The organism is Streptomyces sp. NPDC054840 (genome assembly GCF_053611065.1).
This window is the reverse complement of the sequence record NZ_JBSGZP010000110.1, coordinates 1-14,817: the sequence shown is the minus strand read 5'-3', so window position 1 is coordinate 14,817 and position 14,817 is coordinate 1. Positions and strand designations below refer to the sequence as shown.

Below are 14,817 nucleotides of genomic sequence, written 5' to 3'. Positions count from 1 at the left end.
AGGCTACCGCCCCGAGGCCCGTATCGCCAAGGCCGAGCTCGGGCCCGAGGCGGGCATGGTCGGCGCGGCCGACCTGGCCCGGCTCGTCGCCCGCCGCTTCCGCCGCGCCACCCGCCGCCGGGTCGAGCGCCACGAGCGGTACGAGCGCTACGCGCAGCAGCTGGGCCGGCGCGACCCCGTCGGCCCCGGCCCCGGCCCCGAGGACCAGGACACACAGTGAACCCGCCCGCCCTGCCCCACCAGGCCTCCGCCCCCGACGCCGAGGGCGCCCCGCCGCCCACCGCCGAGGACCGCAGGCACGTCGTCAAGCGCCGCTGGATCACCGCGATCATCATCCTGCTGCTGGTCGGCGTACCCGCGGGTTACCTGGCGATCTCCACCCAGCAGAGCCGCGAGAGCGGCCGCGACAAGGCCGCCAAGATCGGTGCGTCCCAGGTGCGCCCCGGCTGGCCGTCCAAGGTGCAGCGCAGCATCTACGAGGTCCCGGTACCGGACAAGGCATGGCGCGTCGGGTTCCTGGAGACCAACAACTGGCGCACCAGCCGGCTGTACGTCCAGTTCGCGGTCACCCCGCCGGAACTGGACGGTTTCCTGTCCTCACTCGGCATCGGCCGGGAGGACCTGACCCCCGGGGTGTCGGTCTCCGCGCACGACGCCTCGATCGCCGGCTGGCACTGGAAGCCGCAGACCCCATGGCTGGGCACCACGCTGGAACAGGACGACCCGAGGCCCACCCGGGACATCACCGTCGACCTCACCGATCCCAAGGTGTCCAAGGTCTACGTGGTCTCCTCCACCACCCCGTGACGAGCCATTAGCCTGGGATCATGAAGCTCACCAAGCGGCTGCATTCCTGCGTCCAGTTGGAGAAGGACGGGCGCACGCTCGTCATCGACCCGGGCGCCTTCAGCGAACCGGACGCGGGCCGGGGGGCGGATGCCCTGCTGGTCACGCACGAACACCCCGACCACTTCGAGGAGGGCCGGCTGCGGGCCGCCCTCGACGCCGATCCGGCGGCCGAGCTGTGGACCCTGCGCAGCGTCGCCGAGAAGCTCGCCCCCGCTTATCCGGGCCGGGTGCACACCGTCGGACACGGCGACGCCTTCACCGCGGCCGGGTTCGAGGTCCAGGTGCACGGGGAGCTGCACGCGGTGATCCACCCGGACATCCCGCGCGTCACGAACGTCGGCTACCTCGTGGAAGGTTCCCTCTTCCACCCCGGGGACGCGCTGACCGTGCCCGGGGTCCCCGTGGAGACCCTGATGGTCCCGGTGCACGCCCCCTGGAACAAGGTCTCCGAGGTGATCGACTACCTCCGCGAGGTCAAGCCGCGCCGGGCCCTGGACATCCACGACGCCTACCTCTCCGACATCGCCCGGCCGATCTACGACTTCGCCCTGGACGCCCTGGGCGGCACCGATCACGGCCGACTCACCGCCGGGGACTCCGCCGAACTGTGACTGTCGGTGCCGGGCGGTAGGTTGGCACGTATGCGTATCGCCACCTACAACGTCAACTCCATCACCGCCCGGCTGCCGCGCCTGCTGGCCTGGCTGGAGAGCTCCGGCACGGACGTCCTGTGCGTCCAGGAGACCAAGTGCTCGGTAGAGCAGTTCCCGTACGCCGAGCTGCGCGAGCTGGGCTACGAAGCGGCGGTCAACGCCACCGGCCGCTGGAACGGCGTGGCGGTGCTCTCCAAGGTCGGCCTGGAGGACGTGGTCCTGGGACTGCCCGGCGGACCCGACTACGAGGGCGTCCAGGAGCCCCGCGCGATCTCCGCCACCTGCGGCGGGGTCCGGGTCTGGTCGGTGTACGTGCCGAACGGGCGCGAGGTCGAGCACGACCACTACGGCTACAAGCTGGACTGGTTCCGCTCCCTGGCCACGGCCATCGCCGAGGACGCGGCCGGTCCCCGCCCCTTCGCGGTGCTCGGTGACTTCAATGTGGCCCCGACCGACGAGGACGTCCACGACCCGGCCGTCTTCGCGGGCCTCACCCATGTCACCCCCGCGGAGCGGGCCGCCCTGGAGGCGCTGCGCGCCGCCGGGCTGTCGGACGTGTTCCCGCGTGCCCTGAAGTACGACCGTCCCTACACCTTCTGGGACTACCGGATGCTCGCCTTCCCCAAGAACAAGGGCATGCGCATCGACTTGGTCTACGGGAACGAGGCCTTCACCAAGGCCGTCACCGACTCCTACGTCGACCGCGAGGAGCGCAAGGGCAAGGGCGCGTCCGACCACGCCCCCGTCGTCGTGGACCTGGACCTCGGCAGGTAGCGGGCGCATCCCGGCCGACGGATCCAGGCGCGCCCTGTGGTCAGCGGGGGAACCTGGTGCCACGCTGGGCGGTATGAACATCCCCTTCCTGGACAACTGGCTGAACCGACGCGAAACGGAACAGGGCGCGGGACTCGCCGCCGCCCTCGCGGACGACCCCGACGGCGTCGCCGAATTGTTCTCGGAGTGCGAGATGCTGCGCGTCCAGGCACGGGCGGCCGGGCTCGAACTGGATGAGAGCCAGGCCTCGTTGGAGGCCCTGGACCAGCTGATGCCGCGCTGGCGGCGGGACCCCGAGGCGGTTCCCTGGCTCGGCAACGACGCGGGCTTCTACCTCGGGACCGTCATCATCCGGACCGTACCGGGGGCGGCCTGGCGGGTGTGGCCCAACGGCCAGCCGGTGATCCGGCTGGCCTCGGGCCGGGAGCTGAACGTGATCGAGTCGGGCGTGTCCTGGGCGATGACCGGATCCCCCGAGCTCAGTCAGGCCTACGCGGAGGCCTCCGAGGGCTGACGCCGCCGATGCCCCGGCGTGTCGGAGCCCCTCCGCCGCGAAGTGCCCTTGGCGGCTGGATAGTTTGCGCTGACCTCGGCACACCGGGGCAGACTCCGACAAGTGGGCAGGGCAGCACATGGCCGTCGAACCGTTGATCGAGCTGCGGGACGTCAACAAGCACTTCGGTGCGCTGCACGTACTGCGGGACATCAACCTCACCGTCGGCCGCGGGGAGGTGGTGGTGGTCATCGGCCCCTCCGGTTCCGGGAAATCCACCCTGTGCCGGGCGATCAACCGGCTGGAGACCGTCGAGTCGGGCACGATCCTGATCGACGGGGAGGCGCTGCCCGCCGAGGGCAAGGAGCTGGCCCGGCTGCGCGCCGAGGTGGGGATGGTCTTCCAGTCCTTCAACCTGTTCGCCCACAAGACCGTCCTCGCCAACGTCTCGCTCGCGCAGGTCAAGGTCCGCGGCCGCAAGCGGGGGGAGGCGGACCGGCGCTCCCGGGAGCTCCTGGAGCGGGTCGGCCTGGCCGACCAGGCCGAGAAGTTCCCGGCCCAGCTCTCCGGCGGTCAGCAGCAGCGTGTGGCGATCGCCCGCGCCCTCGCCATGAACCCCAAGGCCCTGCTCTTCGACGAGCCCACCTCCGCGCTCGACCCAGAGATGATCAACGAGGTGCTGGAGGTCATGCGGCAGCTCGCCCGCGAGGGCATGACCATGATCGTGGTCACCCACGAGATGGGCTTCGCCCGCTCCGCCGCGAATCGCGTGGTCTTCATGGCCGACGGGCAGATCATCGAGGACCGCACCCCCGAGCAGTTCTTCACCGCGCCGGAGAGCGACCGGGCCAAGGACTTCCTCTCCAAGATCCTCAAGCATTGACGCGAGGCGACGCGAGGCCGCCGCCGGGCGGCCCCGGCCCGGCAGCGGCCCTGGATCACTGCTCGCGCAGCGGCACCGTCACGTAGCTGGGATCGGTGCGCGGCGAGGAGAAGGTCAGCTGCGCCCCGACGGGGTTGTGCTCGATGTAGAGCGGGTCGACGGTGTCGATGACGAGCGCGAGCCGGTGGCCGGCGGGGACGTCGTAGGCGGTGGAGAACAGCTCCAGGTCCACGCCGAAGGCCTGGCCCGGAGCCTTCCCGTGGAAGGTGTACGGGGCGTTGCTGACGAGCTTGCCGATGCCGAGCGGGCCGACGTCGTAGAGGTACGCGACGAAGGTTCCGTCGCCCTTGGTGGGGGTGACGGTGGTGTGCAGCTTCGCGGTGCCGCGGATCCGGCGCGGCTCGTCGTAGCGCTCCGACTGCCAGACGGCCGCGAAGGCCCGGGGCAGGAGCGGGACGGAGGCGATCGGCGGCGCCTTCACGAACTGGTCGAGCATGCTGGAGAGGAGGATGACACCGCCGTTGGCGCCGGAGTCGACATTGGCGTAGAGGTGCTCACTGTCGGAGAGCGCCAGCTTCTCGGCGCCCCCGGAGCCGACCGACTTCCAGTCGGCGTAGCCCTCGTACCCGTCGTTGCTACGGGACTTGATCTGCACCGGAGCCTCGGTGTCGACGCCGTTGCGTTCGCCCTTGAGGTAGCGGTCGAACCAGCGGTGCGCGTTGGTCCAGGTGTCGTTGGGCAGCCCCAGCAGGCCGGTGCCCTCGGCGGTGGCGTGGTCACCGGGCCGGAACTCCAGACGCTTCGGGCCGGTCAGCCGCTCATAGAACTTCGCGTACTGGTTGGGCGGGAAGATGGTGTCGCCCCAGGCGTTGCCGAGCATGATCGCGGCGCCGTTGGCGTTGATCCGGTCCACCTGCTCGGAGGCCGAACGCTTCCTGCCCCACTCGATCATCGGCTGCTCCTGGTCGAGCCGGGAGCCGAAGAAGTTGCCGAGGAGCGTTTTGAGTTCGGGTCCGGGCCGGCCGGTGAGGTATCCGGCGGCGCCGAGCATTCCGGCGGCCTGGGCGTGCTGGGTGCGGCCGGAGTAGATGGACTCGATGACGTCGGCCCAGCCGCTCATCGCGACCACGGCCTTGACCCGCGGGTCCTGCGCGGAGGCCAACAGGGTGATGCCGGCGCCGTACGAGACCCCGCCGAGGCCGATGCGGTCCGCGTCGGCGGGGGAGTTGGCGAGGGCCCAGTCGATGACGGCGCTGACGTCGGCGATGTCCGGCGGGCCGGCCACCTCGATGTCGCCGCCACTGAGCCAGAAGCCCCGGGAGGTGTAACTGACCACGACGTAGCCGGAGTCGGCGAGCTTCTTGGCCTGGGCGATGTACTCGATCTGCGGCAGGCCCCAGCTGGTGGGCAGCACGATCAGCGGGTACTTCCGGCCGCTCTGGGCCCCGGCCGGGGTGAAGACGTTGCCCTTGAGCGTGATGCCGCCGGAGCCCGGGATGTCGTGGAAGCGCACCTGCGACGAGGCGTCGGCGGCGGCTGCCACGGTGGTGGCGGGTGCCGCCTGGGCCTGGTGGGGGGCCAGGCCCAGGGAAGCTGCTGCCAGCACGGTCGCCACGGCCGCGGCGGTGGTGGTGCGTCGCATCTATCGCTCCTCGCGTACGCCGGGGTTGCTGTCAAAGTGACCCGACGGTAACGGGAGCGTGTTACCGAAAGTAACCCGTGGGTAAGTTACGCACTGGTAACGATTGGGTGATCGTGGTGGATCCGCCCGCGGAACGGGCGCGCGCAGGCCGCCCGCCGGCCGTTCAGCCGTTCTGCGGCGCGCCGGACAGGGCGCTCCTGGCCTTCCACTCGTCCCACGACAGGTTCCACTCGCCGTAGCCGTTGCCGATCTCCGCCCGGCCCTTCGAGCCGTCGCCGACCACCTCGAAGAGGTCGCCGACCTGAGACTGTCCGAAGAACTCCTTGGCGTCGGCGTCACTCATCCCCACGCAGCCGGAACTGCTGTTGGTGCGGCCGAAGTTGCCGGAGTTCCACGGGGCGGCATGCGCGTACATGCCGGACCAGGTCAGCCGCATCGAGTAATCGACCATCTTGTCGTAGGCGTTGTCCAGGCCCACCGTCTGGGAATCCATCCGGATGGTGCCCTCCTTCGTCATGATCACCATCTTCCCGGACCAGGAGGCCTTCTTGCCGCCCGGAGTGCCGGCCGAGATCGGGATCGTCCTGAGCGCCTGGCCGTCCTGGGTCACGGACATCTTCTTGCTGTCGAGGCTGACCTGGATCCGGCGGTCCTTACCGATCTTGAAGTCGGTGCTGTAGTCCCGGGCGAACATGCCGCCGCCCTTGCCCGAGTCCACACCGTTGAGGTGCATCTCGACCTTCACGTCCGTGCCGGACTTCCAGTAGTCCTTCGGACGCCAGTCCACTCGGTCCTTGCCGTCGTGGTCCTTGATCCAGCCCCACGAGCCCTCGGCGTTGTCCGAGGCGGTGACCTTGAGCTGCTTCTCGACCTCGGCCTTGTTCGTCACCGGGTTGTCGAAGACGAGCGACACGGGCATCGCCACGCCCACCGTGCTGCCCTTGGAGATGTTGATCGAGACCTTGTTCACCTTGTCGGCGGGGCCGGTTCTGAACTGCGTGGTGGCGCTCTGGCTGTCGGTGTTCTGCGCCTCGACCTTGTACTCCGCGGCGGGCGGGGCGTTGCGCTCCGAGGTCCAGGTCTTCCCGTCGTCGGATATCTTCCCGGGCAGCTCCGCGCCCTTGGCGTCGGTCACCTTCACCTGGGCCAGCTTGCCCTCGGCCACGGTCACCGTCACCGGCTGGCCCGCCTTGACCTGATCACCCGTGAGGTTCACCGCGACCGCCATGGGCGCCTTCGGCTTCGGCTCGGTCTTGCCCTTGTCGTCGCCGCCACCGTCACTCCCGCCCGTGCAAGCGGTGAGCGAGGCGGCCAGAAGTGCGGTGCCCGCCATGGCGGTGCGGCGTATACGGCTCAACGAAGGGCCCTTTCCAGGAGCGGTGGTGGGTGACGTTCGCAAAAGGAGATGCCTCCGACCCGACTTCAGGTTCCGCAATCGGTGGAAAACCTCATTCATTTTCGTGTGACGTCGACCGCAACGAAACGGTCATCGTCCGGTCACAATCGCCGCGCACGGCGGTCACGGGCGGCTGTGAGAGTCCGGCGAGAGACCGTCGGGACGACAGGAAGGCCGTCTGCCGTGTGTGCACTGCTCGTGACCCCCGCCCAGCAGAACCATGACCAGGAGCGGGAGCTCCGGGTGCGTGCCCTCTCCGTCTCCGAATATCAGGCGTTCCTTTCCCGCCACGGCGGGGCGAGTTTTCTCCAGTACCCGTCCTGGGCCCGCGTAAAGGACCTCTGGCGTTCGGAAAGGGTCGGTTGGCACTATCCGGACGGCCAGATTCAGGGCGCCGGTCTCGTCCTCTACCGGCAATTCCCCGGAACCCGCAAATACTTCGCCTACCTCCCCGAGGGGCCCGTCGCCGACTGGTCCGATCCGCATATCGACCGCTGGCTGACCCCGCTCATGCGTCACCTGCGCTCCTCCGGCGCCTTCGCCGTCCGCATCGGCCCCACCCCCGCCTACCGCCGCTGGGACGCGGCCACCGCCAAGTCCGCCTCCGGCCCGGGCCGGCAGATGTCCGACGTGCTCGCCACCGAGGTCGACCCGGTGGGCGCCGCCCTCGCCGACCGGCTGCGCACCCGCGGCTGGACGCGGTGCGGCGGCGAGGACGACGGCGACGCCCAGCCCCGGCACGTCTTCCGTGTGCCGCTGGCCGGCCGCGCCCTCGACGACGTGTGGGCGGGCCTCAACCAGGAATGGCGGCGCAACGTGCGCAAGGCCACGAAGTCCGGCGTGGAGACGGTCATCGGCACCTTCGCCGACCTGCCCGAGTTCTACCGGCTGCTGCGCATCACCGAGGAGCGTGACGGCTTCCGGCTCGGCCGCTCCCTCGCGTACTACGAGCGGCAGTACCAGGTGCTCAACGAGGAGGCGCCCGGCCGCATGCGGCTCTACCTGGGCGTCCACCAGGGCGAGATCCTCGCCGCCCACACGATGATCACCGCCGGGAAGCGGGTCTGGTACCAGACCGGCGCCTCCGCCGACCACCGCCGCGAGGTGCGTCCCAGCAACGCCCTGCAGTGGCGCATGATGTGCGACGCCCACGCCCTCGGCGCGGAGGAGTACGACATGCGCGGGGTACCCTCCACCCTTGACCCCTCGGCGCGCTCCTACGGGCTGCTGCGCTGGAAGCTCGGCACCGGCGGACAGGTCGTCGAGACGCTGGGAGAGTGGGAGATACCGATGGACGGAGTCGCCAACACGGCGCTCTACAGAGCGTTCCAGGCCTACCTGGCCCGCCGGTGACGGCCACCGACACCGACAGCGGCACCAGAGCGGCCGCCGCCCCGGGGAGCGTCGGCACCCCATCGGGGAAGACCTCGGTGCTGCGCAGCGGGGCCCTCATGGCGGCAGGTTCGATCGTCTCCCGCGCCACCGGCTTCATCCGCTCCGCCGTCGTCGTCGCGGCGCTGGGCACCGAACTCCTCGGCGACAGCTACGCCGTCGCCAACACGGTCCCGAACATCATCTACATGCTGCTCATCGGCGGCGCGCTCAACGCCGTCTTCGTACCCGAGCTCGTCCGGGCCGCCAAGGAGCACGCGGACGGCGGGTCCGCCTACACCGACCGGCTGCTCACCGCCTGCACCGCCGCCCTCCTGGCGCTCACCGCCGTCTCGGTCCTCGCCGCCCCGCTGATCGTCTCGGTGTACACCGACTACGACGGGGCCCAGGCGAGCACCACCGTGGCCCTGGCCCGGTACTGCCTGCCACAGATCCTCTTCTACGGGCTCTTCACCCTGCTCGGCCAAGTGCTGAACGCCCGCGGCCGGTTCGGCGCGATGATGTGGACCCCGATCCTCAACAACCTCGTCATCATCGGCGTCTTCGGGCTGTTCCTCCACGTCTCCCACGACGGGGCGCCCGGCCTCACCGCCGCCGAGACCCGGCTCCTGGGCCTCGGCACCACCGTCGGCATCGTCGTCCAGGCCCTCGCCCTCGTCCCCTCGCTACGCGCCGCCCGCTTCCGCTGGCGCCCCCGCTTCGACTGGCGCGGCAGCGGCCTCGGCCGCCCCCTGCGCAACGCGGGCTGGCTGGTCATGCTCGTCCTCACCAATCAGATCGCCTACTGGGTCGTCACCCGGCTCTCCACCACCACAGGGCAACACGCCGTGGACGCCGCACTCGCGGGCGGCGCCGGCTACACCGCCTACAGCAACGCCTACCAGCTGTGGATCGTCCCGCAGGGGATCATCACCGTCTCCCTCGTGACCGCCCTGATGCCGCGGATGAGCGCGGCCGCCACCGAGGGAGACCTCGCCGCCGTGCGGCGCGACATCTCCTACGCCCTGCGCTCCAGCGCCGCCCTCGTCGTGCCCGCCGCCGCGCTCTTCGCCGCACTCGCCCCCTGGGTGATGGGCAGCGTCTTCGAGTACGGCCGCACCGACGCCGCCGACATCGAGGTCATGGCGGGCATGCTCATCGCCTTCGCACCCGGTCTGATCGCCTACTCCGCGCAATACGTCCTCTCGCGCGGCTTCTACGCCCTCTCCGACACCCGGACCCCCTTCTTCCTGAACCTGGTCATCGCCGCGCTCACCGCCGGGCTGTCGGCCGCCGCCTACTTCCTGCTGTCCCCGCGCTGGGCCGTCACCGGCATGGCCGCGGCCTCCTCCGTCGCCTTCCTCGCCGGCGCCGCCGTCACCGCCCTCACCCTCACCCGGCGGCTCGGCCCGCGCGCGGGCACCCGTACGCAGCGACGCGCGACCGCCGTACGGACCCACCTGCGGCTGCTGGTCGCCTGCGCACCGGCCGCCGCCGCCGGGTACGCGGCCGCCCGCGCCGCCGACCGGTTCGGCGACTTCGCCGCGGTCGGGGCGGGAACCGTCGCGCTGGCGACCGTCGTCGTCGTCCTCGCCGGGCCGCTGCGCCTGACGGAGATCACCGACATGCTGGACTCCCTGCGGCGCAAGAGCGGCCGGTAGCGGGAGGCAAGGCCCCGCAACACCTTTGGGAGACTGGCCCGATGCCACGCGTACTGCTGATCGAGGACGACCCGTCCATCCGCGAGGGGGTCGGCCTCGGCCTGCGCCGCCGGGGCCACGACGTGAGTTCCGCCGAGACCGGAGAGGAAGGGCTCGCACTGATGGACGGTTTCCGCCCCGAGCTCGTCCTGCTCGACCTGATGCTGCCGGGGATCAACGGGGTGCAGGTCTGCCGCCGTATCCGCGAGACCAGTCAGGTGCCGATCATCATGCTCACCGCACGCGGCGACGACTTCGACATCGTCGTCGGCCTGGAGGCCGGCGCCGACGACTACATCGTCAAACCCGCCCGCACCGAGGTCATCGAGGCCCGCGTCAAAGCCGTACTGCGCCGGCTCAGCGACCCCGTGGGCATCCGCCCCGGCGTCGAGCACCACGGGGACCTGAGCATCGACCGCGCCGGGCTGAGCGTCGCCAAGAACGGCGAGCGCGTGCCCCTCGCCCCCAGCGAGATCAAGCTCCTGCTGCACCTGTCGGCCTCGCCCGAGCAGGTCTTCTCCCGTCAGCAACTCCTCGAATACGTCTGGGACCACAGCTACCACGCCGACGCCCGGCTCGTGGACGCCTGTGTGCGGCGGCTGCGCACCAAGGTCGAGGACCCCGACGCGAGCCCACGCTACATACAGACCGTGCGCGGCTTCGGCTATCGCTTCGGTCCCCTGTAGGCGAGGGTGAGACGCATAGCGCCGCTTGGCCTGCGCACCCGACTGATCGCGGCCTTCCTGCTGGTCGCCGCGATCAGCGCGGTGACCACGGCCGCCCTCACCTACCAGCAGGCGCGCAACGCGATCCTCAAGCAGACCCAGGACATCGCCGTCAGCACCCTGCGGGACCAGGTCGAGCAGCAGGAGTTCCGGCTTCCGCTGGACCAGACGGAGCTCCAGCGCATCGTCATCGACCTCGGCAAGCGCGGAAAACCGCACCCGTGGATCATCTTCGGCGAGTACGGCAGCGTACGGGTCTCCACCAATCCCGGCACACCGACCTCCAGCGTGATCACCGACAACCTGCGCGAGAAGGTCCGCCGCCACGACTACACCGCCTTCCAGCGGGTCGAGGACCAGCGCGGCAACCCGTGGCTCACCGTCGGCGTCCCCGCCCTCTTCGAGCACAACGGCCACACCGAATCCACCGGCGCCGTCTTCTACGCCAGCGTCCCGCTCTCCACCGAGAAGCAGACCGTCGAGGCGATGGTCGACGCCGCCAAGCAGGGCGCGGTCCCGGGACTGGCCATCGCCATCGGGCCCGCGCTGCTGGCCGCCCGCAGCGTCCTGCGGCCGGTCCGCGACATGCGCCGGGCCGCCCAGCGGCTCGGCAGCGGCCGCCTCGACACCCGGATCGAGGTCCGGGGCGCCGACGAACTCGCCGGACTCGCCCGCACCTTCAACGAGACCGCCCGCGCCCTGGAACAGTCCGTGCGCGAGCTCCAGGACGCGGAGGTCCGCGCCCGCCGTTTCGCCTCCGACGTCTCCCACGAACTGCGCACCCCCCTCGCCGGGATGCTCGCCGTCACCGAGGTCCTCGACGAGGACGCCGAACGCCTCGACGCCGACACCGCCAAGGCCCTGCGCCTGGTCAGCGCCGAGACCGGAAAACTCGCCGTACTCGTCGAGGACCTGATGGAGATCTCCCGCTTCGACGCCCGGGCCGCCGAGCTCAACCTCGACGACGTGGACATCGCCGAAGCCGTGCGCAAGACCCTGGAGCGCCGCCACTGGGTCGACGACCGCATCGTCACCGAGCTGCCGGACCAGGTGCGCGCCCGGCTCGACCCGCGCCGCTTCGACGTGATCCTCGCCAACCTCGTGGGCAACGCCCTGAGGCACGGCGGCGCCCCCGTACGCATCACCGTACGGACCGCACCGGGCGAGCACGGCGAACGGCTGCTGATCGACGTCGCCGACAGCGGCCCCGGCATCGCCCCCGAGGTTCTGCCGCACATCTTCGACCGCTTCTTCAAGGCCGACGCGGCCAGGACCCGCTCCGCCGGCAGCGGTCTCGGTCTCGCCATCACCCTGGAGAACGTCCGCCTGCACGGCGGTACCCTCCTCGCGGCCGACGGACCCGCCGGGGGAGCGGTCTTCACCCTCGACATGCCGCTGGAGGCCCGCGAATGACCACGCGCAGGACGGGGTCCCGGGAGGCCGCGGCCACGGCGGTGCTGCTGGGCTGCGCCCTCCTGATCACCGGCTGCGGGATCAAACGCACCGGGGTGATCGACAGCGGACACGCCGCCACCGTCAAGGTACCCGGAGGCAACAGCACCGTCCTCTATTTCCTGTCCAAGGAGGGCGACCGGCTCGTCCCGTCCCCGGTCGGCGGGTTCGAGGGCCACAACATCAATCCCGTGGTGCTCGTGAGCCTGCTGCTGGGCGGTCCCCGCGGCCGGGCCGGCGAGGTCGGGCTCACCACGGGGCTGCCCCGGCTGCCCGCCGGGAAGGACGACGACCTGGCGGTGAGCCCGTACTCGCATCAGGGGATGACGGTCCAGGTGCCGTTCGCCGTGGGCGCCCTGTCGCCACTGGCCCGTATGCAGCTCGTGTGCACGGTCGGCGTCTCCGCCGTGCCGGACACCCTCAGCCCGGTCACTCTGCAGGGCACCGACACCACCCTCGCCCCCGCCGACTGCGACCTGAAGCGCTGACCGGCCAGGCGTTGACCGGCCCGGCGCACCCCCGGCCTGCAGGGCCGCACCCTTGCGGCCGGGGCCGCACACCCGTCACGGTGACCCCATGGACCACGCCGCGGACGTCCCCGACGTCTTCGACCCCCGCATCTACGCCTCCGGCGTCCCGCACGAGCGCTACCGGCTGCTGCGCGAGCGACACCCCGTGGCCTGGCAGGCGGAGCCGGAGATCCGGGGCTGGCCCGCCGGCCCCGGCTTCTGGGCCGTCACCCGGCACGCCGATGTCGTACGGGTCCTGCGCGACCACCGGACGTACTCCTCCTGGCTGGGCGCCACCCAGATCCGCGACCCCGACCCGGCCGACCTGCCCTTCCTGCGCCGCACCATGCTCAACCAGGACCCGCCCGAGCACGGCCGGCTGCGGCGGCTGGTGTCCCGGGCCTTCACCCCCGCCCGCGTCGACGCCTTCGCCGGGCGGGTACGGGAACGCGCCCGCGCCCTGCTCACCGCCGCCCGCCGCAACGCCGAGGACGGCGTCACCGACCTCGTACGGGCCGTCACCGACGAGTACGCGCTGCTGAACCTCACCGACCTGCTGGGTGTCCCGGCCGCCGACCGGGGCCTGCTGCTGGAGTGGACCGTACGGATCATCGGGTACCAGGACCCCGAGGACACCCCGGCGCCGCTCCTCGGCCCGGACGGCACACCGCTCGACCCGCGCTCCCCGGCCCTGCTCGGTGAGATGTTCGCGTACGCCCGCGAACTGGCCGACCACAAGCGCGCGCACCCCGGCGACGACGTGATGACCGCCCTCGCCGAGGCCGGGCTCGACCCGGCCGAACTGGAGATGTTCTTCTTCCTGCTCACCGTCGCGGGCAACGACACCGTACGCAGCGCCGCCCCCGGTGGCCTCCTCGCCCTGGCCCGGGACCCGGACGCCTACCGCCGGCTCGCGGACGGAGACGTCCCCTTCGACCGGGCCGTCGACGAACTCCTGCGCGTCCACCCGCCGGTGCTCAGCTTCCGACGCACGGCCGCCGTCGACACCGAACTGGCCGGGCAGCGTATCCGCGCCGGGGACAAGGTGGTGGTCTTCCACGCCTCCGCCAACCACGACGAGCGCGTCTTCGCAGATCCGGGCCGCCTGGACCTCGCCCGGACGCCCAACCCGCACGTCTCCTTCGGGGACGGTCCGCACGTCTGCCTCGGCGCTCACTTCGCCCGGCTCCAGCTGCGCACCCTCTACGAGGAGTGGTGCGCGGCCATGCCCGTACCCGAACTGGCGGGCCCGCCGCGCCGGCTGGTCTCCAACTTCATCAACGGGATCACACGGCTGCCGGTGCGGGTGTCCGGGCCGGCCCGGTGACGTCCGCCACCAGCTCCGTCACATCCGGCCCGTAGGCATCGGAGTTGATGACCTTCAGCAGGAGGCAGAAGGACTCGCGGCCGTACTTGCGGGCCAGCTGCTCATGGTGCTTGGCCAGATGGCGGGCGGCTGCCTGGTTGCTGTTGGCCGTTTGTCCGGAGAGCAGGAACACCGGCCGGGAGCCGTGCCGGGTCGTCAGACGAGCCAGCAGCACGTACTCGACCATCCCCTTCTCCCAGCGGTACCTCTCCTCGCCGATGCGGATGGCACCGCGATCCGGATGGCCCGATGCGAGGCCGACGTCGACCTGCACACCCGGCAGCATGGAGGTCAGATGCGCGGTGGTGCGGGCGTTGGAGGCGGGTCCGCCGACGCAGAACTCGGCCCGTTCGCCGAAGCCCTGGCGGGCCTCGTCATGCGTGAGGATCTGGACGTTCGCCCCGCAGTCCTTGATCAGCGCGGAGATCTCCAGCAGCGCGAAGGCGTCGCTGCGGTGCACCGACGATTCCTTGCCACCCATCTGGCGGTTGACCACGAACAGACAGTCGGAGCCGGCCGACAGCCCGAAGAACGCCTGCTTGCGGCGGAGGGCGCGCCGCGAGAGATAGGTCCGGGAGAACCAGCCGAACCCGCCGCTGACGGCGGTGGCTATCACCCCGAGCACGATGTTGCGCACGTCGTCGTTCATGCGGCGGATGGTAGCGGCAGGGCGGTGCTCCTGACGCGCGGGGTTCGGTGAAGTTACGCTGCGCCGACCAGACCTGACATGCCGTCGACCGGAGGAACCGGATGCGAGCTCCCGCCGCACGTCAGTTAGCGCTCCTCGCCCTCGCCGGGGCGCTCGTCTCCACCGGGGCCGCGGCCCCGCCCACCCCGACCACCCCACCGGCCAAGGTGCCGGTCGCCGCCGGCTACGGCGGGGCCGTCGCCAGCGTCGACGCCGACGCCTCCGCCGCGGGCATCGCCGTCCTGCGCTCCGGCGGCAACGCCGTGGACGCGGCGATCGCCACCGCCGCCGCGCTCGGGGTGACCGAGCCCTACTC

General features: G+C 71.1%; 15 protein-coding genes and 1 pseudogene. 13 read left to right on the top strand and 3 right to left on the bottom strand.

The genetic code is table 11. The annotated features are described in order from the left end of the window. The 6 genes and pseudogenes from ACWGIU_RS11125 to ACWGIU_RS11100 form a co-directional block, all read left to right on the top strand. Nucleotides 1–220 (top strand): annotated as a pseudogene (locus ACWGIU_RS11125) (ROK family glucokinase); the annotation flags it as partial. Further along, nucleotides 217–807: a hypothetical protein gene (locus ACWGIU_RS11120; protein WP_453704530.1), complete on the top strand. Its 591-nt coding sequence runs from the start codon at nt 217–219 to the stop codon at nt 805–807. The pseudogene ACWGIU_RS11125 and the gene ACWGIU_RS11120, both read left to right, overlap by 4 nt. A gap of 20 nt (nt 808–827) precedes the next feature. Next, a complete protein-coding gene (locus ACWGIU_RS11115; RefSeq protein WP_453704528.1) occupies nt 828–1,460 on the top strand; it encodes an MBL fold metallo-hydrolase in 633 nt (210 codons plus the stop codon). 30 nt (nt 1,461–1,490) lie between these two features. Continuing rightward, nucleotides 1,491–2,276: an exodeoxyribonuclease III gene (locus tag ACWGIU_RS11110; RefSeq protein WP_453704526.1), complete on the top strand. Its 786-nt coding sequence runs from the start codon at nt 1,491–1,493 to the stop codon at nt 2,274–2,276. Between the two features lie 73 nt (nt 2,277–2,349). Beyond that, nucleotides 2,350–2,790 carry a DUF6278 family protein gene (locus ACWGIU_RS11105; protein WP_453704524.1) on the top strand — a complete coding sequence of 147 codons (441 nt, stop codon included), beginning with the start codon at nt 2,350–2,352 and terminating at the stop codon, nt 2,788–2,790. Nucleotides 2,791–2,908: 118 nt separating this feature from the next. Further along, complete coding sequence (locus ACWGIU_RS11100) at nt 2,909–3,652, top strand: amino acid ABC transporter ATP-binding protein (RefSeq protein ID WP_390169277.1); 744 nt, start codon at nt 2,909–2,911, stop codon at nt 3,650–3,652. Nucleotides 3,653–3,707: 55 nt separating this feature from the next. Here ACWGIU_RS11100 and ACWGIU_RS11095 read toward each other — a convergent pair whose 3' ends face one another. Beyond that, entirely contained in the window at nt 3,708–5,294 is a 1,587-nt protein-coding gene (locus ACWGIU_RS11095; protein WP_453704522.1) for a CocE/NonD family hydrolase, read from the bottom strand. A gap of 163 nt (nt 5,295–5,457) precedes the next feature. Further along, complete coding sequence (locus tag ACWGIU_RS11090; RefSeq protein ID WP_453704532.1) at nt 5,458–6,627, bottom strand: Ig-like domain-containing protein; 1,170 nt, start codon at nt 6,625–6,627, stop codon at nt 5,458–5,460. Nucleotides 6,628–6,873: 246 nt separating this feature from the next. On the opposite strand from ACWGIU_RS11090, the gene ACWGIU_RS11085 reads away from it, so the two are divergent. From ACWGIU_RS11085 to ACWGIU_RS11060, 6 genes are all read left to right on the top strand, one after another. Continuing rightward, nucleotides 6,874–8,043: a lipid II:glycine glycyltransferase FemX gene (locus ACWGIU_RS11085; RefSeq protein ID WP_453704520.1), complete on the top strand. Its 1,170-nt coding sequence runs from the start codon at nt 6,874–6,876 to the stop codon at nt 8,041–8,043. Beyond that, complete coding sequence (murJ, locus tag ACWGIU_RS11080) at nt 8,040–9,722, top strand: murein biosynthesis integral membrane protein MurJ (RefSeq protein ID WP_453704518.1); 1,683 nt, start codon at nt 8,040–8,042, stop codon at nt 9,720–9,722. The genes ACWGIU_RS11085 and murJ overlap by 4 nt, the downstream gene beginning before the upstream one ends. A 41-nt stretch (nt 9,723–9,763) precedes the next feature. Beyond that, nucleotides 9,764–10,447 (top strand): response regulator, encoded by a 684-nt coding sequence (locus tag ACWGIU_RS11075; RefSeq protein ID WP_453704516.1) that lies wholly within the window; start codon nt 9,764–9,766, stop codon nt 10,445–10,447. Between the two features lie 6 nt (nt 10,448–10,453). Continuing rightward, nucleotides 10,454–11,899 (top strand): ATP-binding protein, encoded by a 1,446-nt coding sequence (locus ACWGIU_RS11070; RefSeq protein ID WP_453704514.1) that lies wholly within the window; start codon nt 10,454–10,456, stop codon nt 11,897–11,899. After that, nucleotides 11,896–12,426: a hypothetical protein gene (locus tag ACWGIU_RS11065; protein WP_453704512.1), complete on the top strand. Its 531-nt coding sequence runs from the start codon at nt 11,896–11,898 to the stop codon at nt 12,424–12,426. Before ACWGIU_RS11070 ends, ACWGIU_RS11065 begins: the two co-directional genes overlap by 4 nt. An 88-nt stretch (nt 12,427–12,514) precedes the next feature. Continuing rightward, nucleotides 12,515–13,774 (top strand): cytochrome P450, encoded by a 1,260-nt coding sequence (locus ACWGIU_RS11060; protein ID WP_453704510.1) that lies wholly within the window; start codon nt 12,515–12,517, stop codon nt 13,772–13,774. Here ACWGIU_RS11060 and ACWGIU_RS11055 read toward each other — a convergent pair. Further along, nucleotides 13,734–14,462, bottom strand: coding sequence for a hypothetical protein (locus ACWGIU_RS11055; RefSeq protein ID WP_453704508.1), 729 nt, complete (start codon nt 14,460–14,462; stop codon nt 13,734–13,736). The genes ACWGIU_RS11060 and ACWGIU_RS11055 overlap by 41 nt on opposite strands. 101 nt (nt 14,463–14,563) lie before the next feature. On the opposite strand from ACWGIU_RS11055, the gene ACWGIU_RS11050 reads away from it, so the two are divergent. Then, nucleotides 14,564–14,817: gamma-glutamyltransferase (locus ACWGIU_RS11050; protein ID WP_453704506.1), on the top strand; the 254-nt coding region annotated here is incomplete at its 3' end.

Coding starts and splice junctions, on each gene's coding strand:
- ACWGIU_RS11105 (WP_453704524.1), top strand. CDS start 2,350: ATGAACATCCCCTTCCTGGACAACTGGCTGAACCGACGCGAAACGGAA.
- ACWGIU_RS11075 (WP_453704516.1), top strand. CDS start 9,764: ATGCCACGCGTACTGCTGATCGAGGACGACCCGTCCATCCGCGAGGGG.
- ACWGIU_RS11110 (WP_453704526.1), top strand. CDS start 1,491: ATGCGTATCGCCACCTACAACGTCAACTCCATCACCGCCCGGCTGCCG.
- ACWGIU_RS11090 (WP_453704532.1), bottom strand. CDS start 6,627: ATGGCGGGCACCGCACTTCTGGCCGCCTCGCTCACCGCTTGCACGGGC.
- ACWGIU_RS11100 (WP_390169277.1), top strand. CDS start 2,909: ATGGCCGTCGAACCGTTGATCGAGCTGCGGGACGTCAACAAGCACTTC.
- ACWGIU_RS11055 (WP_453704508.1), bottom strand. CDS start 14,462: ATGAACGACGACGTGCGCAACATCGTGCTCGGGGTGATAGCCACCGCC.
- ACWGIU_RS11060 (WP_453704510.1), top strand. CDS start 12,515: ATGGACCACGCCGCGGACGTCCCCGACGTCTTCGACCCCCGCATCTAC.
- ACWGIU_RS11095 (WP_453704522.1), bottom strand. CDS start 5,294: ATGCGACGCACCACCACCGCCGCGGCCGTGGCGACCGTGCTGGCAGCA.
- ACWGIU_RS11065 (WP_453704512.1), top strand. CDS start 11,896: ATGACCACGCGCAGGACGGGGTCCCGGGAGGCCGCGGCCACGGCGGTG.
- ACWGIU_RS11115 (WP_453704528.1), top strand. CDS start 828: ATGAAGCTCACCAAGCGGCTGCATTCCTGCGTCCAGTTGGAGAAGGAC.